Genomic DNA, 24,832 nt, shown 5'->3' with positions numbered 1-24,832 from the left:
CGCGGGGTGCTTACTCGCCTTGCGAGAGCAGCGGCAGGTCGGTGTCGCTGCCCTTGCCGAGCAGGCCCACGCCCGCGTAGATGCCCAGCTTGTCGCGCGTGTCGGCGATGTCCAGGTTGCGCATGGTCAGCTGGCCGATGCGGTCGGCCGGCGTGAAGGCCGCGTCTTCCACCTTCTCCATCGACAGGCGCTCGGGCTTGTAGGTCAGGTTGGGGCTGGTGGTGTCCATCAGCGAGTAGTCGTTGCCGCGGCGCAGCTCCAGCGTCACCTCGCCGGTGATGGCGCGCGCGACCCAGCGCTGGGCCGTCTCGCGCAGCATCAGGGCCTGGCTGTCGAACCAGCGGCCCTGGTACAGCAGGCGGCCCAGCTTGCGGCCGTTGGCGCGGTACTGCTCGATGGTGTCCTCGTTGTGGATGCCGGTGACCAGCCGCTCGTAGGCGATGTGCAGCAGCGCCATGCCCGGAGCCTCGTAGATGCCGCGGCTCTTGGCCTCGATGATGCGGTTCTCGATCTGGTCGCACATGCCCAGGCCATGGCGCCCGCCGATGGCGTTGGCTTCCATGAACAGTGCCAGCGGGCTGTCGAAGGTGCGGCCGTTCAGCGCGACGGGCTGGCCTTCCTCGAAGCGCACCGAGACGGTTTCGGCCTTGACCACGCAGTCCTCGCGCCAGAATGGCACGCCCATGATGGGCTTGACGATGTGCATGCCGGCGTTCAGGAACTCCAGGTCCTTGGCCTCGTGCGTGGCGCCCAGCAGGTTGGAGTCGGTGCTGTAGGCCTTCTCCACGCTCATCTTGTAGTCGAAGCCGTTGGCGATGAGGTATTCGCTCATCTCCTTGCGGCCGCCCAGCTCGTCGATGAACTGCTGGTCCAGCCAGGGCTTGTAGATGCGCAGCTTGGGGTTGGCGAGCAGGCCGTAGCGGTAAAAGCGCTCGATGTCGTTGCCCTTGTAGGTGCTGCCGTCGCCCCAGATGTCGACGCCGTCCTCGCGCATGGCCACCACCAGCACGGTGCCGGTGACGGCACGGCCCAGCGGCGTGGTGTTGAAGTAGGTCGCGCCGCCGGTGCTGACGTGGAAGGCGCCGGACTGGATCGCGGCGATGCCTTCGGACACCAGCTGCGGACGGCAGTCGATCAACCGGGCCTTCTCGGCGCCGTAGGCCAGGGCCTTCTTCGGGATGTCGTCGTAGTCGCTCTCGTCGGGCTGGCCCAGGTTCGCGGTGTAGGCGCAGGGGATGGCGCCCTTGGCGCGCATCCAGTGCACGGCGGCGCTGGTGTCCAGGCCGCCCGAGAAGGCGATGCCGACGCGCTCGCCTGCGGGCAGGCGGTTCAGGATGGTGGCGGTCATGGGAAAGAGTCCGGAAAGCAGGGAAAGGGCGCGATTTTAGGGGCGTGCGGGCGCTCGTCGCCGTGGGGATGCGGCACCTGCGGCACAGCGCGCCCTTCGCGCCGTCGCACGGCCGGCGAGGCGGCGCGCGGCCTCAGCGGCCGGCCAGCGCCGGGTAGGTGAAGGCCAGCGCATGCACGGCGTTGACGGCGAAGTGCACGAGCACGGCCGGGCCGAGCCGGCCTGTCGCGGCATAGGCCAGCGCCGCGCCCAGGCCCGTGAGCCCCGCGAGCATGGCCATGCGCGGCCCACCCGCCAGATGCGCCAGGCCGAACAGCGCGGCCGAAAGCAACACGGCGGTGGCGGTGCGCCCGGCCGATGTCCGGCCGCCGAAGCGGCCCGCCAGCGCGTCCTGCACGAGCAGGCGGAACAGCGCCTCCTCGGCCACGCAGGTCAGCAGCAGGTTCACGGGCAGGAACAGCGCCAGCGACAGGCTCCACTTGAGGTCCGGCCGCACCATGCCCAGCCACCAGGCCAGGCCCAGCACGAGCGTCACCGTCGCCAGCGCGGTGGCCGCCGCCAGGCCCATGGCACGCCGGCCGTTGCCCGCCGCGGGTGGTGCCAGCAACACCAGCAGTGCCAGCCCCACCGAGCCCTTGTCGAAGTTCAGGTGCTGCGTGAACGGCCGCGCGCCGGCCGACCAGCGCACGCCGTCCAGCAGCACCGGGTTGTGGAAACCCGGCACGCGGTGCAGGGCCAGCGCGGCGCACAGACCCGCCAACGCCAGCCAGAGCACGACGAACAGCGCGCGGTTCTGCATGCGGGGCACCGCGGCGGCCAGCACGAACAGGGCGGCCAGTGCCGCCAGCGCCGGCGTCTGCAGCCAGCCCCGGTTCCACGCCATGGCCACCGCCGCCCCGTACAGCAGGGCCCAGGGCGGCACCTGGCCGGGCCAACCGCCGCGCGGCAGCGGCCAGCAGGCTGCGGCGATGGCCAGCAGCAACAGGATGAAGGGTGTGGGCATGGCCTACGCCCCGCAGCGGGAACGCGCCATCAAGCCGCTGCCGCCCAGACCACGCGCTCGGGATGCGTGTAGACGCTGAGCCGTTCGCTGCGCGCGAAGCCCACCAGCGTCAGGTTGGCGTCGGTCGCCAGGTCGATCGCCAAGCCCGTGACGCCCGAGACCGCCGCCAGCAAGGCGCTGCCGGCGCGCACCGTCTTGCCGACCATCTCGTAGCTGGCCCGGCTGGTCACCACGACAAAACCGTCCTGCGCCGGCTGGCGCGCCACCAGCAACGCGCCGACCAGCTTGTCCAGCGCGTTGTGGCGGCCCACATCCTCGCGCACCAGCAGCAGCCGGCCCTGGGCATCGGCGAAGCCGGCCGCGTGCGTGGCACCGCTGGCATCGCGCAACGGCTGGCGCTGTTGCAGGGCCTGCACGGCCTGCGACACGGCGGCGGCACCGAAGCGGGCCTCGCTTTGCAGAGGCGCGGGCCGCTGCACGGCCTGCGGCAGGCTTTCGGCACCGCACAGGCCGCAACCGGTGCGGCCGGCCAGACTGCGGCGCTTGTCCTTGAGCCGGGCGAAGCAGCCGGAGGCGATCTGCAACTGCACCGTGAGCCCACCGCAGCCCTCCACGAGCGCGATGTCGCGCACGTCGGCGCGGCTGTCGACGATGCCCTCGGTCAGCGAGAAGCCGAGTGCGAAGTCCTCCAGGTCCAGCGGCGTGGCCAACATCACCGCATGCGAGATGCCGTTGTATTCGAGCGCGACGGGCACCTCCTCGGCCACGCCATCGGCGTCGGGCGCCCCAGCGCCGCGCTGCACCGCCACACCGCGCGTGCCGGCGGGAAGGCCGCTGCTGGCGTCCTGCTGCGTAGCCATGGCTCCTGCGTCTCGCGCGCGCGGGCTCACGTGTCCTTGGACACCTTGATGGTCGGGAACTTGGACGAGAAGTCCTTGTTCTTCTGCGCGATGGCGACTGCCACCTGGCGCGCCACGGCCTTGTAGATGCCGGCCAGCTCGCCATCGGGCTCGGACACCACGGTGGGCGTGCCGCTGTCGGCCTGCTCGCGGATGGCCCGCGCCAGAGGCAGCGCGCCCAGGTAGTCCATCTTGTACTCGGCCGCCATCTGCTTTCCGCCATCGGCACCGAAGATGTGCTCCTGGTGGCCGCAGTTGCTGCACACGTGCACGGCCATGTTCTCCACCAGGCCCAGGATGGGCACGCCGACCTTCTCGAACATCTTGACAGCCTTCTTGGCGTCGATCAGCGCGATGTCCTGCGGCGTGGTGACGATCACGGCGCCGGTCATGGGCACGCGCTGGCTCAGCGTGAGCTGGATGTCGCCCGTGCCGGGCGGCAGGTCGACGATCAGGTAGTCGAGCTCCTGCCAGTGGGTCTGGCGCAGCATCTGCTCGAGCGCCTGCGTGGCCATGGGGCCGCGCCAGATCATGGCCTGGTCCTGGTCGACCAACAGGCCGATGGACATGACCTGCACGCCATGGCCCAGCAGGGGCTCCATGGTCTTGCCGTCCAGGCTCTCGGGCCGGCCCGACAAGCCCATCATCATGGCCTGGCTGGGACCGTAGATGTCGGCATCCAGCAGACCCACGCGGGCGCCTTCGGCCGCCAGCGCCAGCGCCAGGTTGGCCGAGGTGGTGCTCTTGCCCACCCCGCCCTTACCCGAGGCCACGGCGACGATGTTCTTCACGCCGGGCAGCAGCTGTACGCCGCGCTGCACGGCGTGGGCGGTGATCTTGCTGGCGATGTTGACGGACACGTTGTCCACGCCCGGCACGCTGCGGGCCGCGGCCACCAGCGCACTGCGCAGCGCGGGGATCTGGCTCTTGGCCGGATAGCCCAGCTCGACGTCGAACGCCACCTCGCCGCCCTGCACGGTGAGGTTGCGCAGCAGCTTGGTGGATACGAAATCCTTGCCGGTGTTGGGATCGACCACCTGCTTGAGCGCGTCGGTCAGCGCCTGTTCCGTCACTGGCATCTTGGCATTCACTCCTTTGGGGGCGCAAAGTGTAGCGAGCCGGGCGCGCGGCGCTGCCCGCTCCTAAAATACCCGTCCCTTGCGCGCCGGCCGGCGCGCAGTGCCACCGCCCTTCCCTGAAAGCGCCCCTCCCAGATGTCCGCCCCGCGCAAGATCTTCGCCACCACCGCGTTGCCGTACGCCAACGGCAATTTCCACATCGGCCACATCATGGAGTACATCCAGGCCGACATCTGGGTGCGGTTCCAGCGCATGCGGGGCGCGGAGGTGAACTTCGTGGGTGCCGACGACGCGCACGGCGCACCCATCATGATCGCGGCCGAGAAGGCCGGCAAGACGCCCCAGCAGTTCGTGGCCGACATCGCCGCGGGCCGCAAGCAGTATCTGGACGGCTTCCATGTCGCCTTCGACAACTGGAGCCACACCGACAGCGCCGAGAACCACGCGCTGTGCGCCGACATCTACCGCGCGCTGCGCGCGGCCGGCCTGATCGCGCAAAAGAGCGTGGAGCAGTTCTTCGATCCCGAGAAGAACATGTTCCTGCCCGACCGCTTCATCAAGGGCGAGTGCCCCAACTGCGGTGCCAAGGACCAGTACGGCGACAACTGCGAGGTCTGCAGCGCCGTCTACAGCCCCACCGACCTCAAGAACCCCTACTCGGCGCTGAGCGGCGCCAAGCCCGAGTTGCGCACCAGCGAGCACTTCTTCTTCAGCCTGTCCGACCCGCGCTGCGCCGAGTACCTGCAGGGCTGGATCACCGACAGCGGCCTGCAGAGCGAGGTGGCCAACAAGGTGCGCGAGTGGTTCACGGTGCGCAAGAACCCCGACGGCACCACCAGCGAAGGCCTGGCGGACTGGGACATCTCGCGCGAGGCGCCCTACTTCGGCATCGAGATCCCGGACGCCCCGGGCAAGTACTTCTACGTCTGGTTCGACGCGCCCATCGGCTACCTGGCTTCGCTGAAGAACCTGCTGAACAAGCGCGGCCAGGACTTCGACGCCTACATGGCCGACCCGGCACTGGAGCAGTACCACTTCATCGGCAAGGACATCGTCACCTTCCACACGCTGTTCTGGCCGGCCGTGCTGCATTTCGCGGGCCGCAAGGCACCCAACAACGTGTTCGTGCACGGCTTCCTGACCGTCAACAACGGCGAGAAGATGAGCAAGAGCCGCGGCACCGGCCTGGACCCGCTCAAGTACCTGAGCCTGGGCATGAACGCCGAGTGGCTGCGCTACTACATCGCCGCCAAACTCAACGGCCGCAACGAGGACATCGACTTCAACCGCGACGACTTCATGGCGCGCGTGAACGCCGACCTGATCGGCAAGTTCGTCAACATCGCCTCGCGTGCGGCGGGTTTCATCGCCAAGCGCTTTGCCGGCCAGCTCGGGGCGCCGGGCGCGGACGGCCAGGCCCTGCTGGCGACGCTGCAGCGTGAGGCCGAGGACATCGCCGACGCCTTCGAGCGCCGCGACACCGCACGCGCGCTGCGCGAGACCATGTTGCTGGCCGACCGCGTGAACGAGTACGTGGACGCGAACAAGCCATGGGAACTCGCCAAGCAGGAAGGTGCCGACGCACGCCTGCAGGATGTGTGCAGCACCTGCATCGAAGCCTTCCGGCTGCTGGCGCTGTACCTGAAGCCCGTGCTGCCGGCGCTGGCCGCGCAGGTCGAGGCCTTCCTCCAGGTCGAGGCACTGCAATGGCCGGATGCCAACCGGCTGCTGGGCGCGGGCCATGCCATCGGCGTGTACCAGCACCTGATGCAACGCGTGGACATCAAGCAGCTCGACGCGCTGTTCGAGCCGCCCGCGGCACCCGAGCCCGAGAAGCTGCTGCCCGGCGGCGAGGAGATCGCGCCGACCATCACCATCGACGATTTCGCCAAGATCGACCTGCGCATCGCCAAGATCGTGGCCTGCGAGAAGGTCGAAGGCTCGACCAAGCTGCTGCGCCTGACGCTGGACGCCGGCGAAGGCCACACGCGCAACGTGTTCAGCGGCATTGCCAGCGCCTACCAGCCCGAGCAGCTGGTCGGCAAGCTCACCGTGATGGTGGCCAACCTGGCACCGCGCAAGATGAAGTTCGGCGTCAGCGAAGGCATGGTGCTGGCGGCCAGCCACGCCGACGAGAAGGCCCAGCCCGGCATCCACGTGCTGGAGCCCTGGCCCGGCGCCCAGCCCGGCATGCGGGTGCGCTGATGCGCCGCGCCGCCGCGCTGCTCGCCGCCCTGGCCTGCATGGCGCTGGGCGGCTGCGCGGTGGTGACGGTGGCGGGTGCGGCCGTCAGCGTGGGGGCCACGGCCGTGGGCGTCGCAGCGGACGTGGCCGTCGGCGCCGTCAAGGTCACCGGCAAGGCCGTCGGCGCCGCCGTGGACGCGGTAACCCCCGACAACGAATAACAGCGTCGCTCAGTGGGCGCCGTGGGCGCAGGCCCCCACGATCAGCTCGGCCAGCACTTCCAGGCTGCCCACCTTCTCGGCCGCATCGACCGTGAACAGCTCCTGCACCGCCGCACCGCGCAGCGAGGAAAACACCACCGAGGCCACGCCCTGCGGATGGGGATGCGACTTCAGCTCGGGGAAGGTGGCGAAGAACTGCGTGTAGAAGCCGCGGTCCACTTCCTCGCGGTAGTTCTCGATGCGCGCGAACAGCGACGGAATCGCCTTGCAGCCGAAGAACAGGCTCCAGGCCGTCTGGTAGTTCGGCGCGCCGAAGATGTGCTGCCAGGCGCGCTGGACGAACTCCGGCGCCCGCTGCTCCAGCGGCAGCGACGGGTCCGGCCAGACCCCGCCCTGGTCGCCCAGCGGCGCCATGACCTCGGCCACCAGCCGCTCCATCAGCACGTCGCGGCTCTCGAAGTGGTGCTGCAGTGCACCCATGCTGACCTCGGCCCGGCGCGCGATCGCCTGCAGCGTAGCGCTCTTGAACCCCTCCTCGCGCAGCAGCGTCAGGGCTGCTTCGATGATCTTGCGCCGGGTGGCTTCCACGCGCTCGCTCTGCGGCGTGCGGACGCGGGCTTCGTCGGAAGTCGTGGTGCTGCGGCGAACGGTCATGCACAAATAATAAATTGATATGGCCGGCCGCCCGCCGCGCTGGCCGCCTTAACTTGTTCCCCGCAGTCTGTCCATAGGGTCATCCACTAAACAATAATAATTTATTGATACTGCACAATTTTCGCACCGGCCCACCAGGCCCATCCTGCGGAGTTCACCCTTGCCCCACGACATCGACCGGCTACCGACCGACGACAACACCAACGGCTGGAGCGCGCTGCTCGGCCCGCGCCAGCCGCGCGCGCCGCTGCAGCAGGACTTGTCGGTCGACTTCCTGGTCATCGGTGCCGGCTATGCCGGCCTGGCCGCGGCGCGCCAGCTGGCGATCCGGGAACCTCATGCCAGCATCGCCGTGGTCGACGCCGGCGTGGTGGGCGAGAACGCCTCGGGCCGCAACTCGGGCTTCGCCATCGACCTGCCGCACAGCTCCGCCCCGTCCGACGCCGATGTCGAAGCCGGCCGGCGCGTCATCCGGGTCAACCGCTTCGCCGTGGACGCGCTGGAAAACCTCGTGGCTGAACACCGCATCCAATGCGACTGGGCCCGGCGCGGCCGCTACCACGTGGCGGTGACCGAGGAGGTGGCCGAGAACGCGCTGCAGCCCTATGTCCGCAACCTGCAGGCCTGGGACGAGCCCTACGCCTACCTGGACCGCGACGCGCTGCGCAAGCGCCTGGGCACCAGCTACTACGCCGCAGCGGTCTACACCCCGGGCACCCGGCTGCTGAACCCCGCCGCGCTGGTACGGGGCCTGGCCGACAGCCTGCCCGCACCGGTGCAGCTGTACGAGAACACGCCGGTGGTCGAGGTCGAGCTGAAGGACCAGAACCCGCACGTGCGCACGGCCCAGGGCCGCCGCATCCGCGCCGGCCGCGTGGTCCTGACCGTCAACGCCTACTCGCAATCCTTCGGCGTGTTCCGTGAACGCCAGGTGCCGGTGCTGCTGTTCGCCAGCCTCACGCACCGGCTGGATCCCGCGCAGCTGGCCCGGCTGGGGTCCGAACCGGTCTGGGGCGTGACGCCCGCCCACGGCGTGGCCGGCTCCACGGTGCGGCTGACCGCCGACGGAAGGCTGATGATCCGCCAGGGATTCGAATACTCGCCCGGGCTGCGCACCGACGACGCGCGCCGCGCCGAGGCCCGTGCGATGAACCTGGAGTTGCTGCGCCGCCGCTTCCCGCAGCTGGGCGCCATCGAACTGGAGCATTTCTGGATGGGCTGGCTGGCCGTCTCGCACAACCATGCGCCGGCCTTCGACCAGATCGGCCCGCAGACCTGGGCCGCCTCGTGCTGCAACGGTTCGGGCATCGTGCGGCACACGGCCGCCGGCATGCTGATCGCCGACCACGCCCTGGGGCACAGGAACCCGCTGATCGACGACTTCCTGGTGCAGGGCACGGCCAACTACATCCCGCCGCGCCCGGTGCGCGACGTCGGCGTCGGCCTGACCCTGGCCTGGGACATGTGGCGCGGCAAGGCCGAGCAGTAAGCCCTGCGCCCCGCGCCGTCCCTCCCCCGACATCCCGCGATTCCCAAGGCGGCCACGAGCCGCCGCCCCCCACCTTGACCCGAGGAGACATTCCCATGACACCCACCCACAGCGGCCACCTGGAGCGCAAGCTCCAGAACCGCCACATCCAGCTGATCGCGCTGGGCGGCACCATCGGTACCGGCCTGTTCCTGGGCTCGGCCGGCATCATCGAGATGGCCGGCCCGGCCGTGCTGCTGGGCTATGCCATCGGCGGCGCGCTGATCTTTCTGATCATGCGTTTCCTGGGCGAGATGCTGGTCGAGGCGCCCAACGCCGGCTCGTTCAGCTACTTCGCCAACCGACACCTGGGCCGCTTCGCGGGCTTCCTCTCGGGCTGGAACTGCATCGCGCTGTACGTGCTGGTGGGCATGCTGGAGCTGACCGCCTGCGGCAAGTTCATCCAATACTGGTGGCCCCAGGTGCCGACCTGGGCCACGGCCGCCGTGTTCTTCGTGCTGATCAACGCGGTGAACTTCATCAACGTCAAGGCCTACGGCGAGTTCGAGTTCTGGTTCGCGCTGATCAAGATCGTCGCCGTGGTGGCCATGATCGCCACCGGCGTCTACCTGCTCTCGACCACCGGCAACCCGACCCAGACCGTCACCAACCTGTGGACGCAGGGCGGCTTCATGCCCAACGGCATCGCCGGCCTGGTCATGTCGCTGGCCTTCATCATGTTCGCGTTCGGCGGCGTCGAGATGCTGGGCTTCGCGGCGGCCGAGACCGACCAGCCGCGCAAGGTCATCCCCAAGGCCATCAACCAGCTGGTCTGGCGCGTGCTGGTGTTCTACGTGGGCTCGATGGCCGTGCTGCTGTCGCTGACGCCCTGGACCGACCTGGTCGCCCAGCTCAAGGCCGGCGGCGACACCTACAGCAACAGTCCCTTCGTGCTGGTGATCTCGGGCATCGGCCAGAACCTGGCGGCCCACGTGCTGAACTTCGTGATCCTGACCGCCACGCTGTCGGTCTACAACAGCATGGTCTACAGCACCAGCCGCCTGCTGTACGGCATGGCCGGCGAAGGCAATGCGCCCAAGTCGCTGATGCAGGTCAACCGGCGCGGCGTGCCGGTGCGCGCCATCGTCTACCCGGGCCTGGCCACCGCCCTGTGCGTGGTGCTGAACTACGTGGCGCCGCACGGCCTGATCGAGCTGCTGATGTCGCTGATCGTGGCCGCGCTGGTGATCACCTGGGTCGTCATCATCGTCACGCACATGCGCTTTCGCCGCGACGCGGTGCGCAAGGGCACGCCGCTGGCCTTCCGCGCCCCGTTCGCCCCGGTGTCCAACCTCGTCTGCCTGGCCGGCATGGCGCTGGTGGTCGGCGTGATGCTGCTGACCCCGTCCATCCGCGGCTCGGCCCTGGCCATCCCGGTCTGGATCGGCGTGCTGTACCTCGCCTTCCGCGCCCTGTCCTCCCGCCCGGCCCTGCCCTCCGTGCAGGGCGTTGCCTGAACCCAGCCCATGTCCGCCACCTTCCACCCCGCCCCCGGCCCCATGCCGTTCTCCACCGCCGTGCGCGCCGCCGGCCTGCTCATGCTGTCGGGCCAGATCCCGTTCGACGCCGCCGGCAAGCCCCACACCGGCAGCATCGAAGAGCAGACCCATGCGGTGCTGCAGACCATCGACCGCACGCTGCAAGGCCTGGGCAGCACGCTGGACCAGGTGGTCAAGACCACCGTCTGGCTGCGCGACCTGGCCGACTTCGCCGCGTTCAACGCGGTCTACCGCAGCTACTTCCAGGAAGGCCGCTATCCCGTGCGCAGCCTGGTGCAGGCCGAGCTGGCCTTCGGCGTGGCGGTCGAGATCGAAGTGCAGGCGCTGGACGTGTCCGGCGCACCCGCTTGAACAGGAGCAACCCCATGAAGATCGACCGCATCCACCACGTCGCCTACCGCTGCAAGGACGCCAAGGAAACCGTGCTCTGGTACCAGAGCATGCTCCACATGGATTTCGTGCTGGCCATCGCCGAGGACATGGTGCCCTCCACCAAGGCGCCGGACCCGTACATGCACGTCTTCCTGGACGCCGGCAACGGCAACGTGCTGGCCTTCTTCGAGCTGCCCACGCAGCCGCCCATGGGCCGCGACCCCAACACGCCCGAGTGGGTGCAGCACATCGCCTTCCGCGTGAAGGACCGCGCCGAGCTGCTGCAGTTCAAGGCGCATCTGGAATCCAGGGGCGTGCCGGTGCTGGGGGTGACCGACCACGGTGCCTTCCACTCCATCTACTTCTTCGACCCCAATGGCCACCGCGTGGAGCTGGCCTGCCCGGACCCCGAGGAAGAAGCCCTGGTCCGCCGGCTCGATGCCGTGAAGTGGGAGATGCTGGAGGATTGGTCGAAGACGAAACGCGCGCCCAAGCACGCGGCCTTCCTGCACGCCCGCGAACTCGGAGCCGCCGCATGATCGACGCCACCCACGATCCCGCGCTGCGCAGCTGGGTCGCCTCGGCCCAGGCGGCCGGCACCGATTTTCCGATCCAGAACCTGCCCTTCGCCAGCTTTCGCCGCCAGGGCACGGCCGAGCCCTACCGCGGTGGCGTGGCCATCGGCGACCAAGTGCTGGACCTGGCGGCACTGCAGCGCAGCGGCACGCTGCAGGGCCTGGCGGCCACGGCCGCGGCGGCAGCCGCCCAGCCGCAACTCAACACCCTGATGGCCATGGGCCCGGCGGCCTGGAGCGCGCTGCGCCAAGCCCTGTCCGGGGGCCTGCGCGCCGGCGCGCCGCAGCAGTCCGCCTGGCAGGCCTGCCTGGTGCCGCAGGCCGAGGCCGAGTACGGCCTGCCGGCGCGCATCGGCGACTACACCGACTTCTACACCTCGGTGCACCACGCCACCAACATCGGCCGGCAGTTCCGTCCCGACAACCCGCTGCTGCCCAACTACAAGTGGGTCCCGATCGGCTACCACGGCCGGGCCTCCAGCATCGGCGTGTCGGGCCAGCGCTTTCGGCGGCCCGTCGGCCAGACCCTGGCGCCGGGCGCCGCAGCGCCCCGGCTGGGCCCGTGCCAGCGGCTGGACATCGAGCTGGAGCTGGGCGTGTTCATCGGCACCGGCAACGCGCTCGGCGAGCCCATCGCCATGGAAGAGGCCGAAGACCACGTGTTCGGCCTGTGCCTGCTGAACGACTGGTCGGCGCGCGACATCCAGGGCTGGGAGTACCAGCCGCTGGGGCCCTTCTTGTCGAAGAACTTCGCCACCACGGTCTCGCCCTGGATCGTCACGCTGCAGGCGCTGGCGCCCTACCGCGTGGCCTTCGAGCGGCCGGCCGGCGACCCGCAGCCCCTGCCCTACCTGGACTCCGCCCACAACCGTGCAGCCGGCGCGTTCGACATCCAGCTGGCGGTGGAGCTGCAGAGCGCCACCATGCGCGCTGCCGGCCAGGCGCCGGCCCCCATCGTGCAGACCAGCTACCGCCACGCCTACTGGACGGTGGCGCAGATGGTGGCGCACCACACGGTCAACGGCTGCAACCTGCAAAGCGGCGACCTGTTCGGCAGCGGCACGCTGTCCGGCCCCACGCTGGACCAGGCCGGCGCACTGATCGAACTCACCAGCGGCGGCACGCAGCCGGTCCGGCTGCCGAACGGCGAGGTGCGCACCTGGCTGCAGGATGGCGACAGCGTGGTGCTGCGCGGCTGGTGCGCGCGGCCCGGGGCGGCCCGCATCGGCTTCGGCCGTTGCGAAGGCACGGTGCTGGCCAGCGCCGTGGCGGCTTGAAGGAACAACGGACGATGAAACTCTCGAACGAACAACTGCAACCCCTGCTGGCGCAACTGCCCGCCTGGCAGGCCAGCCCGGCGCGGGGCGGCCTGATCACGCGGCGCTTCGTGTTCCGCGATTTCGCGCAGGCCATGGGCTTCATGTGCCAGATCGCGGTGCACGCGGAGAAGAACGACCACCACCCCGAGTGGTCCAACGTCTACAACCGCGTGGACGTGACACTGACCACGCACGACGTGGACGGCCTGTCGATGCGCGACATCCGCCTCGCACGCACCATGGACCAGGTGGCCGATGCCCTCGCGCAGCAGGCCGCCCCCACCGAGGACAACGACCATGCATGACACCGCCCCCACCAAGCACGGCCTGGCGGCCGGCGACCACCGCCCGGACCGGCCCGACTGGACCATCGCCCAAGGCTGGGAGCGCTATACGGCCGCCGAGCACGGCGTCTGGAAGACGCTGTTCGAGCGCCAGAGCCGTCTGCTGCCGGGCCGCGCCTGCGCCGAGTTCGTGCGCGGCATGGCCGAGCTGCCGCTCAGCGCCGACCAGATCCCGAACTTCGAAGAGCTGTCGGAGGTGCTGATGCAGCGCACCGGCTGGCAGGTGGTGGCCGTGCCCGGCCTGGTGCCCGACGACGTGTTCTTCGAGCACCTGGCCCACCGGCGCTTTCCCGCCGGCCAGTTCATCCGCAAGCCCCACGAGCTGGACTACCTGGAAGAGCCCGACGTGTTCCACGACGTGTTCGGCCATGTGCCCATGCTCATGAACCCGGTGATGGCCGAATTCATCCAGGCCTACGGCCAGGGCGGCCTGCGCGCCAAGCAGCTGGGGGTGCTGGACCAGCTGGCGCGCGTGTACTGGTACACGGTGGAATTCGGCCTGGTGCTGGAGGGCGGTGCGCCGCGCATCTACGGCGCGGGCATCGTGTCCTCGTCCACCGAGACGCGCTTCTCGGTCGAGGATGATTCGCCCAACCGCATCGGTTTCGACCTGGAGCGCGTGATGCGCACGCGCTACCGCATCGACGATTTCCAGGAGAGCTACTTCGTGCTGAACCACCTCGACGATCTGCTGGCCCTGGCCCAGATCGATTTCGCCCCCTACTACCAGCGCGTGACGGGCGCGGCCGAACACGAGCCCGGCGACGTGCTCGCCAGCGACCGCATGCTGACACGTGGCACCGGCCGCTACCACGCGCGCAAGCGCCAGGGAGCCCCGGCATGACGACGGCCACCACCACCGTGCTCGTCACCGGCGCCGCCGGTCAGCTGGGCCAGGCCGTGGCGGCCCACTTCCAGCGAGGGGGCGCCCGCCTGCTGCTGCTGGACCGCGACGCGCAGGCACTGCAGCGCCTGTACGGCGACATGCCCGGCGCGCAGACCGTCGCCGCCGACCTGCTGGACCGGGCCCAGCTGCAGGCCCGCATCGACGCTGCCTGGGCTGCACCGCAGCGCATCGACGTGCTGTGCCACCTGGCCGGAGGCTTCCGCATGGGCGAGGCGGTGCACGAGTTGGCGACCGGCAGCTGGGACTTCCTGATGGACCTGAACGCGCGCAGCTTCCTGAACGTGGCAGCCGCCGTGGTGCCGCGCATGCTGGCCCAGGGCACCGGCCGCGTGGTGACGGTGGGTGCCGGCGCCGCGCAACGCGGCGCGGCCCACATGGGCGGCTATTGCGCATCCAAGAGCGCGCTGGTGCGGCTGACGGAATCGATGTCGGCCGAACTGCGCGACCAGGGCATCCACGTGAACTGCGTGCTGCCCTCGGTGATCGACACGCCCGCCAACCGCGCCGCCATGCCGGAGGCGGACCCCTCGCGCTGGGTGGCGCCGGAGGCGCTGGCCGAGGTGATCGGGTTTCTTGCGTCCGACGCGGCCCGCGCGGTGCACGGGGCGGCGCTGCCGGTCAGCGGCAGGGTGTAGCCGCCTCGCGGCGCCGCTACTGGACCTTGTTCTCCGGCGCCTGCGGATCGAGCATGGAGCCGGTGCGCAGCACGCGGTAGTCGGTGTTGAAGACCACGCTGAACACCATCGAGGTGTTCGGCGGCTGCAGGTAGCGCCAGTCGTAGACCACTTCACGCTGCAGATCGTAGGGCGTGATCTTCATCGGCTTGCCCAGCATCTTGCGCACGTCTTCCATCATCATGCCGGGCTGGACCTTGGCGAAGTTCTCGGGCGTGAGCACCTGGCGCAGCGCGCTCATCTTGCCGTCCGGGCCGATGGTGATCATGTAGTTGCGGTGGCCGGCGGGCTGGCGGTTGTACTCGAGGGTACGGCCGCCGCCCGGCGCGTCCCAGATCTTCTCGGGCTCGCCGAACTGCTTGCGCACGTCGGCCTCGGTGGCCACGCCCTCCTCCAGCGCGTCGATGCGTTGCGGGTCGCACCCCAGCAGCAGCAGACCTGCCAGCGCCGCTGCGGTCCACCGCGCCATCCCGTTCCATCGCGCCGCCATGCTGCCCCCTTAAAATCCGCGCCTTCGAAAGGTTCAGTGTATGTCCATCTTCCGCCGCCCCGACTACAAGTCCGACGCCACGCAGTTCATCGACCAGCTCAAGGCCCAGCAGCCCGATCTGGAAGCGCGCCAGCGCGCCGGCCGCGCCCTGCTGTGGGACAAGGCCGTGGACCGCAACGCCTGGGCCCAGTTCCGCCAGGGCCGCGTGGCGCAGAAGCCCTACGTCTACCAGACCGACAACAACAACTGATCGCCGCAGGCGCCAGGCCGCGTGGAGTCCGAACTGCTGCCGCCGGCCCCCGGCGAGGGCGCGTCCATGCCCGAAGTGGTGGACCAGGTGGCGTTGGCACGCCTGTACGGCGAGCCGCTGTTCGCCATCCCGCAGGACCTGTACATCCCGCCGGATGCGCTGGAAGTCTTCCTCGAGGCCTTCGAAGGCCCGCTGGACCTGCTGCTCTACCTGATCCGCAAGCAGAACTTCAACATCCTGGACATCCCCATGGCTGCCGTCACGCGGCAGTACCTGGCGTACGTGGACGAGATCCGCACGCGCAACCTCGAACTGGCGGCCGAATACCTGCTCATGGCCGCCATGCTGATCGAGATCAAGTCGCGCATGCTGCTGCCGCCCAAGCCCGTGGCCGAGGGCGAGGAGCCCGAGGATCCGCGCGCCGAGCTCGTGCGCAGGCTGCTGGAATACGAGCAGATGAAGCTGGCCGGCGCGCGCCTGAACGCGCTGCCGCAGTTCGGCCGCGACTTCCTGAAGGCCCAGGTGTACATCGAGCAATCGCTGCAGCCGCGCTTTCCCGAGGTGCACCTGGCGGACCTGCAGGAGGCCTGGCGCGACATCCTGAAGCGCGCCAAGCTCGTGCAGCACCACAAGATCACGCGCGAAGAGCTTTCGGTGCGCGACTACATGACCCAGGTGCTGCGCACGCTGCAGGGCCGCAAGTTCGTCGAGTTCGAGGAGCTGTTCAACCCCGAGAAGGGCTCGACCGTGCTGGTCGTGACCTTCATCGCGCTGCTGGAGCTGGGCAAGGAAACGCTGGTGGAGATCGTGCAGGCCGAGGCCTTCGCACCCATCTACGTGCGCCTGGCCTACACCGCCACGAACTGACTAGACGCCGTCGGCCGCCGGCTCGCGGCCCATCAGCGCAGCCACGGCCTGCTGCGGCTGCAACTGGCCGTCGAGCAGGGCCAGCACGCTTTCGGCGATCGGCATCTCCACCCCAAGGGCCCGCGCGCGCTGCACCACGGTGCGCGCGCTGTAGACGCCTTCGGCCACATGGCCCAGCGAGGCCACGGCCTCGTCCAGCCGCATGCCGCGGGCCAGCAGCAGGCCGACCTTGCGGTTGCGGCTGAGGTCGCCCGTGGCCGTCAGCACCAGGTCGCCCAGACCCGACAGGCCCATGAAGGTCTCCGCGCGCGCGCCCAGCGCCAGGCCCAGCCGCGTCATCTCCGCCAGCCCGCGCGTGACCAGCGCCGCGCGCGCATTGAGCCCCAGCGAGAGGCCGTCGCACAGGCCGGTGGCGATGGCCAGCAGGTTCTTGACGGCACCGCCGACCTCCACGCCCGGAACGTCGTCGCTGCTGTAGACGCGCAGGGTCGGGCCGTGGAAGGCCTGGACCAGCGCCTCGCGCAGCGCCGCATCGGCGCTGGCGGCGACCAGCGCGGTCGGCTGGCCGGCCGCGACCTCCTGCGCGAAGCTGGGGCCGCTGAGCACGCCGAACGGCGCCTGGCCGACCACGGCCTGGTGGATCTCATGGCCGAGCAGTCCGGCGCCGCCGGCCTCGAAGCCTTTGCAGAGCCAGGCCAGCGGCCGGCCCAGCGGCGCGAGCTCGGCCAGCATGGAACGCAGCGCCGCCATGGGCGTGGCGATGACGAGCAGGTCCTGGTCCGCGCACAGCGGCGCCAACGGCCCGTCGGCCAGCTGCAGCGGCGTGGGCAGCAGCGTGTCGGGCAGGTAGCGGGCGTTGCGGCGCTGCGCGCGCATCTGCGCCAGCTGCGCGGCGTCGCGCGCCCACAGGTGCACGCTGCGCCCTGGCAGCCGGCTGGCATGCACGGCCAGTGCCGTGCCCCAGGCGCCCGCGCCCAGCACGGCGATCTTCATCGGCTTTACTGGATGGCCGGAGCCGCGCCGTTCGCGGCGGTGGCCTGCTGGGCCTGCTGCTGCTCGTACATGGCCTGGAAGTTGATCTCGGCCAGGTGCACGGGCGGGAAGCCGGCGCGCTGCACCAGGTCGGCCACGTTGCCGCGCAGGTAGGGGTAGACGATCTGCGGGCAGGCGATGCCCATGATGGGGCCCATCTGGTCCTGCGGCAGGTTGCGGATTTCGAAGATGCCGGCCTGCTTGGCCTCGACCAGGAACACCGTCTTGTCGCCGCCCACGCGCGTGTGCACGGTGGCCGTCACGGTGACTTCGTAGATGCCGTCGGCCACGTTGGCGCCGTCCACGCCCAGCTGGATGTCGACCTGGGGCTGTTCCTGCTGCAGCAGGATGGCCGGCGAATTGGGCTGCTCCAGCGATGCCTCCTTCAGGTAGATGCGCTGGATCTGGAACACGGGGGCTTGGGCTTGGGTCTCGGCCATGGAGGTCTTTCGGGTGTCAAAAAATGCCCGCCGGGGATGCGTCCGCGGCGGGCGGCAGTCAGCCGGCGATTATGGCCGAGCGCCGTGTCAGCTTCCCTGCAGCAGCGGCACCAGGCCGCCGCGGCTGTCCAGCGCGATCAGGTCGTCGCAGCCGCCCACATGGGTGTCGCCGATGAAGATCTGCGGCACGGTGCGACGGCCGGTCAGCTCCATCATCTTCACGCGCTCGGCCGGATCGGTGTCGACGCGGATCTCCTCGATCTGCGCCACGCCCTTGGCCTTGAGCACCTGCTTGGCGCGGATGCAGTAGGGACACACCGCCGTGGTGTACATGCGCACGGCCTGCATCACGCCTTCTCCACCGGCAGGCCGGCGTCGCGCCAGCCCTTCATGCCGCCGGCCACGGCCTGGGCTTTCTCATAGCCCAGCTTCTTGGCGGCCGCCACGGCACGGTTGGCACGCGCGCCCGTGGGGCAGACCAGCAGCAGCGGCACGCCCTTGTTCTTGACCACGCCGGCAAGCTTGGTGTCGAGCTGGCCGAAGGGCACGTTGCGTGCACCGACGACATGGCCGGTCGCGAACTCCGCCTCCTCGCTGACGTCGACCACCACCGCCTTTTCGCGGTTGATCAGTTGCACGGCACCGGCCGGCGTCAGTGCCGAGGCGCCGGCGGCACCGGAAACCATGGGCCACAGCAGCAGGCTGGCGGACACCAGCGCCACGGCGAACAGCATCCAGTTGTCGATCACGAATTTCATGCAGAAGGCTTTCTCGTTGGGACCGCAGCCGATCTGGCGGGCGGGTCGGCGATTCTAAAATGCCGGGTTTCGGCCCGCCCGGCGCGCCGAGCCAATTCCCTTTCGCCCTCCCAAGCTTGACCACCATGCACAAACTCGTCCTGATCCGCCACGGCGAATCGACCTGGAACCTCGAGAACCGATTCACCGGCTGGACCGACGTGGACCTGACCGCCACCGGCATCGAACAGGCCAAGAACGCCGGCCGCCTGCTGCGCGCCGAGGGCTACGAGTTCGACGTGGCCTACACCAGCGTGCTCAAGCGCGCCACGCGCACGCTGTGGCACGTGCTGGACGAGATGGACCGCACCTGGCTGCCCGTGGTGCACAGCTGGCGCCTGAACGAGCGCCACTACGGTGCATTGCAAGGACTGAACAAGGCCGACATGGCCAAGCAGTACGGCGACGAGCAGGTGCTGGTCTGGCGCCGCAGCTACGACACGCCGCCGCCGGCCCTGGAAGCCAGCGACCCGCGCAGCGAGCGCGGCGACCTGCGCTACGCCAAGCTGGCGCCCGAGCAGGTGCCGCTGACCGAATGCCTGAAGGACACCGTGGCCCGCGTGCTGCCCTTCTGGAACGAGTCGATGGCTCCGGCCATCAAGGCCGGCCGCAAGGTGGTGGTGGCGGCGCATGGCAACTCCATCCGCGCGCTGGTCAAGTACCTGGACGGCATCTCCGACGCCGACATCGTGGGCCTGAACATTCCCAACGGAATTCCGCTGGTTTACGAGCTGGATGCCGATCTCAAGCCGATCCGCCACTACTATCTGGGCGATGCCGAAGCTGCGGCGCGCGCCGCGGCGGCGGTGGCGGCACAGGGCAAGAAGGCCTGATTTCAGTGAACGGCCTGTAAAGGCCGAAAATTCTCCGCTGTTCCAGCGGAACCGGCCCGCGATCCGGCATTCCAATCGCTTATTTGTCGGAACCTGTCTGGGGATTGCTCGCTATGGGTCAGAAACTGAAGATCGCAGGCTGGGTGGCAGCCGGTGCCCTGGCAGGGGCCATGACCACCGTGTCGCTGCAAACCGTGGCGCGCGGCGCCATGGCGCCCCTGCCGCTGGAGGAGCTGCAGCAGATGGCCGCCGTGTTCGGCATGATCAAGAGCGACTACGTCGAGCCCGTCGACGAGAAGAAGCTGATCAGCGACGCGATCTCCGGCATGGTGTCCAGCCTGGACCCGCACTCGCAGTACTTCGACAAGAAGTCCTTCAAGGAATTCCGCGAGGGCACGACTGGCCGCTTCGTGGGCGTGGGCATCGAGATCACGCAGGAAGACGGCCTGGTCAAGGTGGTCTCGCCGATCGAGGGCTCGCCGGCCTTCCGCGCCGGCCTGAAGCCCGGCGACCTGATCACCAAGATCGACGACACGGCCGTCAAGGGCCTGTCGCTGAACGACGCCGTCAAGCGCATGCGCGGCGAGCCCAACACCAAGGTCGACCTGACCATCTTCCGCAAGGACGAGAGCCGCAGCTTCCCCGTGACGATCACGCGCGAGGAGATCCGCACGCAGTCGGTCAAGGGCAAGGTCGTGGAGCCGGGCTACGCCTGGATCCGCCTGAGCCAGTTCCAGGACCGCACGGTGGACGATTTCGCGCGCAAGCTCGAGGAGATCTACAAGCAGGAGCCCAACCTCAAGGGCCTGGTGCTGGACCTGCGCAACGACCCGGGCGGCCTGCTCGACGCGGCCGTGGCCGTCTCCGCGGCCTTCCTGCCCGAGGGTGTGACGGTCGTCTCCACCAACGGCCAGCTGGCCGACAGCAAGTTCACCTACAAGGCCGCGCCCGAGTACTACTTGCGCCGCGGTGGCGCCGACCCGCTCAAGCGGCTGCCGGCGGCGCTCAAGAACGTACCCATCGTGGTGCTCGTCAACGAAGGCTCGGCCTCGGCCAGCGAGATCGTGGCCGGCGCGCTGCAGGACCACAAGCGCGCCACCATCATGGGCAGCCAGACCTTCGGCAAGGGCTCGGTGCAGACCGTGCGCCCGCTGGGTCCGGATACGGGCCTGAAGCTCACCACGGCGCGCTACTACACGCCCAGCGGCAACTCGATCCAGGCCAAGGGCATCGTGCCCGATGTGATGGTCGACGAGACCGAGGAAGGCAGCCCGTTCGCCGCCCTGCGCACGCGCGAGGCCGACCTGGAGAAGCACCTCAACAGCGGCCAGGGCCCGGAAGTCAAGGACCCGGCCCGCGAGAAGGCCCGCGAAGAGGCGCGCAAGCGCCTCGAAGAGGAAGCCAAGAAGCCGGTGGCAGAGCGCCGCCCGCCCGAGTTCGGCTCGGACAAGGACTTCCAGCTGGCCCAGGCCATCAGCCAGCTCAAGGGCGGCCCGGTGCTGGTCAGCAAGACCCTGGTCGAGCGCCCGGCGGAGAAGAAGGAAAACTGATCCGCGCCCGTGCGCAGGCACCACGGAGAGCCCCGCGATGCGGGGCTTTTCTTTTGGCCACAATCGCCGCATGACCGACGACCAGCTCCTGCGCTACTCGCGCCACATCCTGCTCGACGAGATCGGCATCGAGGGCCAGCAGCGCCTGCTGGACGCCCATGCGCTGGTCATCGGCGCCGGCGGGCTGGGCTCGCCGGTGGCGCTGTACCTGGGCAGTGCGGGCGTGGGCCGCATCACGCTGGTGGACGACGACGCGGTCGACCTGACCAACCTGCAGCGCCAGATCGCCCATGGCATGGCGCGGCTGGGCCAGCCCAAGACCGAATCGGCGCGTGCGGCCATCGCGGCGCTGAACCCCGAGGTGGTGGTGGAGACGGTTGCGCAGCGGGCCGACCCGGCGCTGCTGGACCGGCTCGTGCGCACGGCCGACGTGGTGCTGGACTGCTGCGACAACTTCGCCACGCGCCAGGCCGTCAACGCGGCCTGCGTGCGGCATGGCCGGCCGCTGGTGTCCGGCGCGGCGATCCGCTTCGACGCACAGCTGGCGGTGTTCGATCCGCGCGATGCCGCCTCGCCCTGCTATGCCTGCGTCTTCCCGCCCGACAGCGCGCCCGAGGAAGTGCGCTGCGCGACCATGGGCGTGCTGGCCCCGCTGGTCGGTGTGGTCGGCAGCCTACAGGCGGTGGAAGCGCTCAAGCTGCTCAGCGGCGCCGGGCCCTCGCTGGCCGGTCGCCTGCTCATGCTCGACGCGCGGCAGCTGGAATGGACCTCGCTGCGCGTGGCCCGGCAGCCGCATTGCCCGGTCTGCGCCAGCCGCTGAGGGTTCACACGCAGGGGCCGTGCTGACGGCGGAACGCGTAGGGCCGCTGCGCCGCCGGATCGGCGAACAGGCCGCGCCGGGCGGCACGCGCGGCGCGCTCTTCGTGGGCGTAGGGTCCGGAGCTGTGCCGGTAGCGGTACGACCAGGCATGGCCCGCGCCCACCATGCGGGCTGCCACGTCGTCTCCCTCCGCCCACAGGCGCGCGAGCAGGCGCCCGTAATCGTCATGGCGCAGCGGCTGCACGCGCACCGCGCGCCCGAGCACCTGGCGCTGCAGAGCCGCACGCGCCTCGGCACCATAGGCCTGGCACAACTCCGGCGCATCGATGCCGTGCATACGGACCTTGCGCGGCTGGCCGCCATCGGCGGGGCGCACCCACAGCGTGTCGCCGTCGCTGACGTGGCTGACCACGCCCCACCAGACCTCGGCCGCCTGCGCCGGCGGGCAGCACAGGTTCGCAAGGATCCAGCACAGGGCGGCAAGGGCACGGAACACGACAGGCGAAGAGAACGGACGATGGGACAATGCGCCGCCCGCAGCTTGCCGGGCGCCCTGCATGATGCCCGAAGCCCCGCATACCCCTGTCCGCCGGCCCTGGCGCCGCTTCTTCCCGTTCCTCGCGTGGCCCCGGCCGGACCGCGCCACCCTGCAGGGCGAGGCCATCGCCGGTCTGACCGTCGGCATGATGGTGATCCCCCAGGGCGTGGCCTATGCCGCACTGGCCGGCATGCCGCTGGTGACCGGCATCTACGCCTCGCTGTTGCCAGCGCTCATCGCGGTGCTGTTTTCGGCCTCCACGCGGCTGTCGGTCGGCCCCACCGCGCTGAGCTGCCTGCTGATCGCCGCCTCCCTGTCCGGCATGGCGGAGCCGGGCAGCCCGCAGTGGGTCAACCTGGCCGTCTGGCTGGCGCTGCTGTCGGGGCTGTTGCAGGTGGTGCTGGGCGCGGCGCGCTTCGGCTGGCTGCTCAACGTGGTCAGCGCGCCGGTGCTGATGGGTTTCACCCAGGCCGCGGCCGTGTTGATCCTGTTGTCGCAGCTGCGTGACCTGCTGGGCCTGCCGGCCGACTGGCAGGCGGCGCAGCTGGCGCAGCAACTCAACCCGGGCGCTGCGCTGTTCGGCATCGGATCGCTGGTGCTGCTGGTGCTGTCGCGCCGGCTGTCGCCCAAGCTGCCGGCCGTGGTGCTCGTGGTGCTGGCCGCTGCAGGCATCAGCTGGGCCATCGGCTTCGAGGCGGCGGGCGGCGCCGTGGTCGGCTCCCTGCCGGCCGGCATGCCGCAGCTGTACCTGCCGCAGTGGCCGGGCTGGCAGGACTTCAGCCGGCTGCTGGCGCCGGCCCTGGTGATCACGCTGATCAGCTTCCTGGAGACCGCCTCCAGCGCCAAGGTCGACAGCCAGAAGGGCGGCCAGCGCTGGGACCAGGACCAGGACCTGATCGGCCAGGGCCTGGCCAAGCTGGCGTCCGGCCTGTCCGGGGCCTTCCCGACCAGTTCGTCGTTCTCGCGCTCGGCGCTCAACCTCTACGCCGGCGCGCGCACGGGCTGGGCCACCATCGCCTCGGTCATCGTGGTGCTGGCCGCCCTGGTCTGGTTCACGCCGCTGTTGCACCCGGTCCCGCAGGCGGTGCTGGCGGCCATCGTCGTGGCGGCCGTGATGGGCCTGGTCAAGCCGGCCGCCTTCGTGCAGCTGTGGCGGGTCTCGCGCGTGGAGGCCGTCACGGCCGGCGTGACTTTCGGCGTGACCGTGTTGTCGGCACCCGCGCTGTACTGGGGCGTGATCGCCGGCCTGCTCATGAGCCTGTCGCACTTCCTGTACCAGCGGCTGCACCCGCGCATCATCGAGATCGGCCTGCATCCGGACGGCAGCCTGCGCGACCGCCACCTCTGGCACCTGCCGCCGCTGGCGCCCCGGCTGTGCGCGCTGCGCATGGACGGCGGGCTGGATTTCGCCTCGGCCAACGCCTTCGAGCGCGCCGTGCTGGAACACCTGGCCGCGCATCCGGAGGTGCGCCACGTCTGTGTGTTCGCGCTCTCCATCAACCACATCGACGCCACCGGCGTCGAGATGTTCGGCCAGCTGCGCAAGGGCCTGCGCGAGCGCGGCATCTGCCTGCACATCGCCGGCATGAAGCTGCCGGTCGAGCGCGTGCTGCTGCGTGCCGGGGAACTGCCCGCCCCCGGCGCCGCGCCCGACCCGCTGCTGCGCCTGTACCGCACCGACGCCGAAGCCCTGGCCGCGCTGCAACACCCGAGCATGCAGAACCCGGCCTGAAACACGGGGCCATCCGCTCGCTTTTCTGCCGTTCAGGGGCATCGCTTGCCGGCGCTGGAGCCGGACCGCACTGGTAAACTGGGCCGGTTCAACACCACGCCCATCTGTGATCCATCCGGCCCCGTCCAACCTGGTCGACCTGCGCGAATTGCGCCTGGATGCGGCGTGTGCACTGCTGGCCCGCGCGGGGACGGCCCCGCTGCCACCGGCCGATGGCGACGCCTCGGCCTACCTGCAGGCCGTGATCGACGGCCTCAACGAGCTTTCGCTGAAGGACGCGCTGACCGGCCTGTCCAACCGGCGCCAGCTCGAGCAGGTGCTGGAGGCCGAGATCGACCGCGTCGCCCGTTCGGGTGAAGCAGCGCTGCTGCTGATGCTGGACATCGACCACTTCAAGTCCGTCAACGACAACTACGGCCACATGGCCGGCGACCAGGTTCTGCAAGCCGTGGCGCAGGCCCTGGCCAGCTGCATCCGCCCCATGGACACCGCGGCCCGCTACGGTGGAGAAGAGTTCGCCGTGGTGCTGCCCAGCTGCCAGCCGGCCTTCGGCCAGGTGGTGGCCGAGCGCATCCGCCGCACCATCGAGGCCTCGCCCATCCGGGTCTCGCCCAGCGTGGACCTGCGCGTGACGGTGAGCATCGGCGGCGCGTTCGCGCTGCAATGGATCCGCTCGACCACCGAGCTGTGGATCGACCGGGCGGACCAGCAGCTCTACGAGGCCAAGACCGGTGGCCGCAACCGGCTGTGCCTGGAGGAGCAACCCGACAGCACCGTCAGCGCAGAGGAGAAACACTTGCTGTTCGGCCATCTGGCCGCCGCAGATCCTGCCTGGATCGACATGAGTTCTGGCATCGCCTCCGGCGGCGCCGTGTAA

Annotated in this window: 28 protein-coding genes; 17 read left to right on the top strand and 11 right to left on the bottom strand. The window is 69.8% G+C overall.

What is annotated here, in order from left to right:
- Window positions 1–10: 10 nt before the first annotated feature.
- The 4 genes from argG to apbC all read right to left on the bottom strand — a co-directional run bounded on the left by argG (window position 11) and on the right by apbC (window position 4,329).
- A complete protein-coding gene (argG, locus tag IE209_RS02170; RefSeq protein WP_189685374.1) occupies window positions 11–1,348 on the bottom strand; it encodes an argininosuccinate synthase in 1,338 nt (445 codons plus the stop codon).
- Between the two features lie 133 nt (window positions 1,349–1,481).
- On the bottom strand, window positions 1,482–2,351 hold the full coding sequence (locus IE209_RS02165; RefSeq protein WP_189685373.1) for a CPBP family intramembrane glutamic endopeptidase: 870 nt from the start codon (window positions 2,349–2,351) through the stop codon (window positions 1,482–1,484).
- Window positions 2,352–2,380: 29 nt separating this feature from the next.
- The gene (gene fdhD, locus IE209_RS02160; protein ID WP_189685372.1) at window positions 2,381–3,211 is read right to left on the bottom strand and encodes a formate dehydrogenase accessory sulfurtransferase FdhD; all 831 of its coding nucleotides are present in this window, start codon (window positions 3,209–3,211) and stop codon (window positions 2,381–2,383) included.
- 26 nt (window positions 3,212–3,237) lie between these two features.
- Complete coding sequence (apbC, locus tag IE209_RS02155; protein ID WP_189685371.1) at window positions 3,238–4,329, bottom strand: iron-sulfur cluster carrier protein ApbC; 1,092 nt, start codon at window positions 4,327–4,329, stop codon at window positions 3,238–3,240.
- Between the two features lie 135 nt (window positions 4,330–4,464).
- On the opposite strand from apbC, the gene metG reads away from it, so the two are divergent.
- Both metG and IE209_RS02145 read left to right on the top strand, forming a co-directional pair.
- Window positions 4,465–6,534: a methionine--tRNA ligase gene (gene metG / locus IE209_RS02150; RefSeq protein WP_189685370.1), complete on the top strand. Its 2,070-nt coding sequence runs from the start codon at window positions 4,465–4,467 to the stop codon at window positions 6,532–6,534.
- Window positions 6,534–6,734 (top strand): hypothetical protein, encoded by a 201-nt coding sequence (locus IE209_RS02145; protein WP_189685369.1) that lies wholly within the window; start codon window positions 6,534–6,536, stop codon window positions 6,732–6,734. The genes metG and IE209_RS02145 overlap by 1 nt, the downstream gene beginning before the upstream one ends.
- Window positions 6,735–6,743: 9 nt before the next feature.
- On the opposite strand, the gene IE209_RS02140 is transcribed toward IE209_RS02145, so the two are convergent.
- Complete coding sequence (locus tag IE209_RS02140) at window positions 6,744–7,388, bottom strand: TetR/AcrR family transcriptional regulator (RefSeq protein ID WP_189685368.1); 645 nt, start codon at window positions 7,386–7,388, stop codon at window positions 6,744–6,746.
- 160 nt (window positions 7,389–7,548) lie between these two features.
- Between IE209_RS02140 and IE209_RS02135 the strand changes: the two genes are divergently transcribed.
- The 8 genes from IE209_RS02135 to IE209_RS02100 all read left to right on the top strand — a co-directional run bounded on the left by IE209_RS02135 (window position 7,549) and on the right by IE209_RS02100 (window position 14,567).
- Window positions 7,549–8,877, top strand: a complete 1,329-nt coding sequence (locus IE209_RS02135) for an NAD(P)/FAD-dependent oxidoreductase (protein WP_189685367.1) — start codon at window positions 7,549–7,551, stop codon at window positions 8,875–8,877.
- A gap of 95 nt (window positions 8,878–8,972) precedes the next feature.
- Entirely contained in the window at window positions 8,973–10,373 is a 1,401-nt protein-coding gene (locus IE209_RS02130; protein WP_189685366.1) for an amino acid permease, read from the top strand.
- Window positions 10,374–10,382: 9 nt separating this feature from the next.
- Window positions 10,383–10,766 (top strand): RidA family protein, encoded by a 384-nt coding sequence (locus tag IE209_RS02125; RefSeq protein WP_189685365.1) that lies wholly within the window; start codon window positions 10,383–10,385, stop codon window positions 10,764–10,766.
- A gap of 14 nt (window positions 10,767–10,780) precedes the next feature.
- Window positions 10,781–11,326 (top strand): VOC family protein, encoded by a 546-nt coding sequence (locus IE209_RS02120; RefSeq protein WP_189685364.1) that lies wholly within the window; start codon window positions 10,781–10,783, stop codon window positions 11,324–11,326.
- Entirely contained in the window at window positions 11,323–12,639 is a 1,317-nt protein-coding gene (fahA, locus tag IE209_RS02115) for a fumarylacetoacetase (RefSeq protein WP_189685363.1), read from the top strand. The genes IE209_RS02120 and fahA overlap by 4 nt, the downstream gene beginning before the upstream one ends.
- A gap of 14 nt (window positions 12,640–12,653) precedes the next feature.
- Entirely contained in the window at window positions 12,654–12,986 is a 333-nt protein-coding gene (locus tag IE209_RS02110) for a 4a-hydroxytetrahydrobiopterin dehydratase (protein WP_189685362.1), read from the top strand.
- The gene (gene phhA, locus IE209_RS02105) at window positions 12,979–13,869 is read left to right on the top strand and encodes a phenylalanine 4-monooxygenase (protein WP_189685361.1); all 891 of its coding nucleotides are present in this window, start codon (window positions 12,979–12,981) and stop codon (window positions 13,867–13,869) included. The genes IE209_RS02110 and phhA overlap by 8 nt, the downstream gene beginning before the upstream one ends.
- Window positions 13,866–14,567, top strand: a complete 702-nt coding sequence (locus IE209_RS02100; protein ID WP_189685360.1) for an SDR family oxidoreductase — start codon at window positions 13,866–13,868, stop codon at window positions 14,565–14,567. The genes phhA and IE209_RS02100 overlap by 4 nt, the downstream gene beginning before the upstream one ends.
- Window positions 14,568–14,583: 16 nt before the next feature.
- Here IE209_RS02100 and bamE read toward each other — a convergent pair whose 3' ends face one another.
- A complete protein-coding gene (gene bamE / locus IE209_RS02095) occupies window positions 14,584–15,075 on the bottom strand; it encodes an outer membrane protein assembly factor BamE domain-containing protein (protein ID WP_189685359.1) in 492 nt (163 codons plus the stop codon).
- Window positions 15,076–15,136: 61 nt separating this feature from the next.
- Here bamE and IE209_RS02090 point away from each other — a divergent pair, with 61 nt between their 5' ends.
- Both IE209_RS02090 and IE209_RS02085 read left to right on the top strand, forming a co-directional pair.
- Entirely contained in the window at window positions 15,137–15,346 is a 210-nt protein-coding gene (locus IE209_RS02090; protein ID WP_189685358.1) for a DUF3460 family protein, read from the top strand.
- Between the two features lie 66 nt (window positions 15,347–15,412).
- Window positions 15,413–16,213, top strand: coding sequence for a segregation and condensation protein A (locus IE209_RS02085; protein ID WP_189685493.1), 801 nt, complete (start codon window positions 15,413–15,415; stop codon window positions 16,211–16,213).
- On the opposite strand, the gene IE209_RS02080 is transcribed toward IE209_RS02085, so the two are convergent.
- From IE209_RS02080 to IE209_RS02065, 4 genes are all read right to left on the bottom strand, one after another.
- Window positions 16,214–17,206 carry an NAD(P)H-dependent glycerol-3-phosphate dehydrogenase gene (locus IE209_RS02080; RefSeq protein ID WP_189685357.1) on the bottom strand — a complete coding sequence of 331 codons (993 nt, stop codon included), beginning with the start codon at window positions 17,204–17,206 and terminating at the stop codon, window positions 16,214–16,216. It lies immediately after the preceding gene.
- 5 nt (window positions 17,207–17,211) lie between these two features.
- The gene (gene secB, locus IE209_RS02075) at window positions 17,212–17,685 is read right to left on the bottom strand and encodes a protein-export chaperone SecB (RefSeq protein WP_189685356.1); all 474 of its coding nucleotides are present in this window, start codon (window positions 17,683–17,685) and stop codon (window positions 17,212–17,214) included.
- Window positions 17,686–17,772: 87 nt separating this feature from the next.
- Window positions 17,773–18,033 carry a glutaredoxin 3 gene (grxC, locus tag IE209_RS02070; protein ID WP_189685355.1) on the bottom strand — a complete coding sequence of 87 codons (261 nt, stop codon included), beginning with the start codon at window positions 18,031–18,033 and terminating at the stop codon, window positions 17,773–17,775.
- Window positions 18,033–18,443 (bottom strand): rhodanese-like domain-containing protein, encoded by a 411-nt coding sequence (locus tag IE209_RS02065; RefSeq protein ID WP_189685354.1) that lies wholly within the window; start codon window positions 18,441–18,443, stop codon window positions 18,033–18,035. Before IE209_RS02065 ends, grxC begins: the two co-directional genes overlap by 1 nt.
- A 125-nt stretch (window positions 18,444–18,568) precedes the next feature.
- Between IE209_RS02065 and gpmA the strand changes: the two genes are divergently transcribed.
- From gpmA to IE209_RS02050, 3 genes are all read left to right on the top strand, one after another.
- Window positions 18,569–19,315 (top strand): 2,3-diphosphoglycerate-dependent phosphoglycerate mutase, encoded by a 747-nt coding sequence (gpmA, locus tag IE209_RS02060; RefSeq protein ID WP_145545085.1) that lies wholly within the window; start codon window positions 18,569–18,571, stop codon window positions 19,313–19,315.
- Between the two features lie 113 nt (window positions 19,316–19,428).
- The gene (locus IE209_RS02055) at window positions 19,429–20,865 is read left to right on the top strand and encodes a S41 family peptidase (protein ID WP_189685353.1); all 1,437 of its coding nucleotides are present in this window, start codon (window positions 19,429–19,431) and stop codon (window positions 20,863–20,865) included.
- Window positions 20,866–20,935: 70 nt separating this feature from the next.
- Window positions 20,936–21,685 carry a HesA/MoeB/ThiF family protein gene (locus IE209_RS02050; protein WP_189685352.1) on the top strand — a complete coding sequence of 250 codons (750 nt, stop codon included), beginning with the start codon at window positions 20,936–20,938 and terminating at the stop codon, window positions 21,683–21,685.
- A gap of 4 nt (window positions 21,686–21,689) precedes the next feature.
- On the opposite strand, the gene IE209_RS02045 is transcribed toward IE209_RS02050, so the two are convergent.
- A complete protein-coding gene (locus IE209_RS02045) occupies window positions 21,690–22,181 on the bottom strand; it encodes a thermonuclease family protein (protein ID WP_229882652.1) in 492 nt (163 codons plus the stop codon).
- Between the two features lie 64 nt (window positions 22,182–22,245).
- On the opposite strand from IE209_RS02045, the gene IE209_RS02040 reads away from it, so the two are divergent.
- Both IE209_RS02040 and IE209_RS02035 read left to right on the top strand, forming a co-directional pair.
- Complete coding sequence (locus tag IE209_RS02040; RefSeq protein ID WP_189685350.1) at window positions 22,246–23,955, top strand: SulP family inorganic anion transporter; 1,710 nt, start codon at window positions 22,246–22,248, stop codon at window positions 23,953–23,955.
- A 106-nt stretch (window positions 23,956–24,061) separates the two neighbouring features.
- Window positions 24,062–24,832, top strand: a complete 771-nt coding sequence (locus tag IE209_RS02035; RefSeq protein ID WP_189685349.1) for a GGDEF domain-containing protein — start codon at window positions 24,062–24,064, stop codon at window positions 24,830–24,832.

The sequence above is a fragment of the Pseudorhodoferax aquiterrae genome (genome assembly GCF_014652235.1).
In the GTDB taxonomy this organism is placed as follows: domain Bacteria; phylum Pseudomonadota; class Gammaproteobacteria; order Burkholderiales; family Burkholderiaceae_C; genus Pseudorhodoferax; species Pseudorhodoferax aquiterrae.
The sequence above is the reverse complement of the archived record's forward strand: the minus strand, read 5'-3'. Positions and strand labels throughout refer to the sequence as shown.

Coding starts and splice junctions, on each gene's coding strand:
- IE209_RS02165 (WP_189685373.1), bottom strand. CDS start 2,351: ATGCCCACACCCTTCATCCTGTTGCTGCTGGCCATCGCCGCAGCCTGC.
- IE209_RS02090 (WP_189685358.1), top strand. CDS start 15,137: ATGTCCATCTTCCGCCGCCCCGACTACAAGTCCGACGCCACGCAGTTC.
- IE209_RS02085 (WP_189685493.1), top strand. CDS start 15,413: ATGCCCGAAGTGGTGGACCAGGTGGCGTTGGCACGCCTGTACGGCGAG.
- IE209_RS02140 (WP_189685368.1), bottom strand. CDS start 7,388: ATGACCGTTCGCCGCAGCACCACGACTTCCGACGAAGCCCGCGTCCGC.
- gpmA (WP_145545085.1), top strand. CDS start 18,569: ATGCACAAACTCGTCCTGATCCGCCACGGCGAATCGACCTGGAACCTC.
- argG (WP_189685374.1), bottom strand. CDS start 1,348: ATGACCGCCACCATCCTGAACCGCCTGCCCGCAGGCGAGCGCGTCGGC.
- metG (WP_189685370.1), top strand. CDS start 4,465: ATGTCCGCCCCGCGCAAGATCTTCGCCACCACCGCGTTGCCGTACGCC.
- IE209_RS02065 (WP_189685354.1), bottom strand. CDS start 18,443: ATGAAATTCGTGATCGACAACTGGATGCTGTTCGCCGTGGCGCTGGTG.
- phhA (WP_189685361.1), top strand. CDS start 12,979: ATGCATGACACCGCCCCCACCAAGCACGGCCTGGCGGCCGGCGACCAC.
- IE209_RS02080 (WP_189685357.1), bottom strand. CDS start 17,206: ATGAAGATCGCCGTGCTGGGCGCGGGCGCCTGGGGCACGGCACTGGCC.
- fdhD (WP_189685372.1), bottom strand. CDS start 3,211: ATGGCTACGCAGCAGGACGCCAGCAGCGGCCTTCCCGCCGGCACGCGC.
- IE209_RS02125 (WP_189685365.1), top strand. CDS start 10,383: ATGTCCGCCACCTTCCACCCCGCCCCCGGCCCCATGCCGTTCTCCACC.
- IE209_RS02100 (WP_189685360.1), top strand. CDS start 13,866: ATGACGACGGCCACCACCACCGTGCTCGTCACCGGCGCCGCCGGTCAG.
- IE209_RS02130 (WP_189685366.1), top strand. CDS start 8,973: ATGACACCCACCCACAGCGGCCACCTGGAGCGCAAGCTCCAGAACCGC.
- IE209_RS02055 (WP_189685353.1), top strand. CDS start 19,429: ATGGGTCAGAAACTGAAGATCGCAGGCTGGGTGGCAGCCGGTGCCCTG.
- secB (WP_189685356.1), bottom strand. CDS start 17,685: ATGGCCGAGACCCAAGCCCAAGCCCCCGTGTTCCAGATCCAGCGCATC.
- apbC (WP_189685371.1), bottom strand. CDS start 4,329: ATGCCAGTGACGGAACAGGCGCTGACCGACGCGCTCAAGCAGGTGGTC.
- IE209_RS02120 (WP_189685364.1), top strand. CDS start 10,781: ATGAAGATCGACCGCATCCACCACGTCGCCTACCGCTGCAAGGACGCC.
- grxC (WP_189685355.1), bottom strand. CDS start 18,033: ATGCAGGCCGTGCGCATGTACACCACGGCGGTGTGTCCCTACTGCATC.
- IE209_RS02145 (WP_189685369.1), top strand. CDS start 6,534: ATGCGCCGCGCCGCCGCGCTGCTCGCCGCCCTGGCCTGCATGGCGCTG.
- IE209_RS02110 (WP_189685362.1), top strand. CDS start 12,654: ATGAAACTCTCGAACGAACAACTGCAACCCCTGCTGGCGCAACTGCCC.
- fahA (WP_189685363.1), top strand. CDS start 11,323: ATGATCGACGCCACCCACGATCCCGCGCTGCGCAGCTGGGTCGCCTCG.
- IE209_RS02050 (WP_189685352.1), top strand. CDS start 20,936: ATGACCGACGACCAGCTCCTGCGCTACTCGCGCCACATCCTGCTCGAC.
- bamE (WP_189685359.1), bottom strand. CDS start 15,075: ATGGCGCGGTGGACCGCAGCGGCGCTGGCAGGTCTGCTGCTGCTGGGG.
- IE209_RS02040 (WP_189685350.1), top strand. CDS start 22,246: ATGCCCGAAGCCCCGCATACCCCTGTCCGCCGGCCCTGGCGCCGCTTC.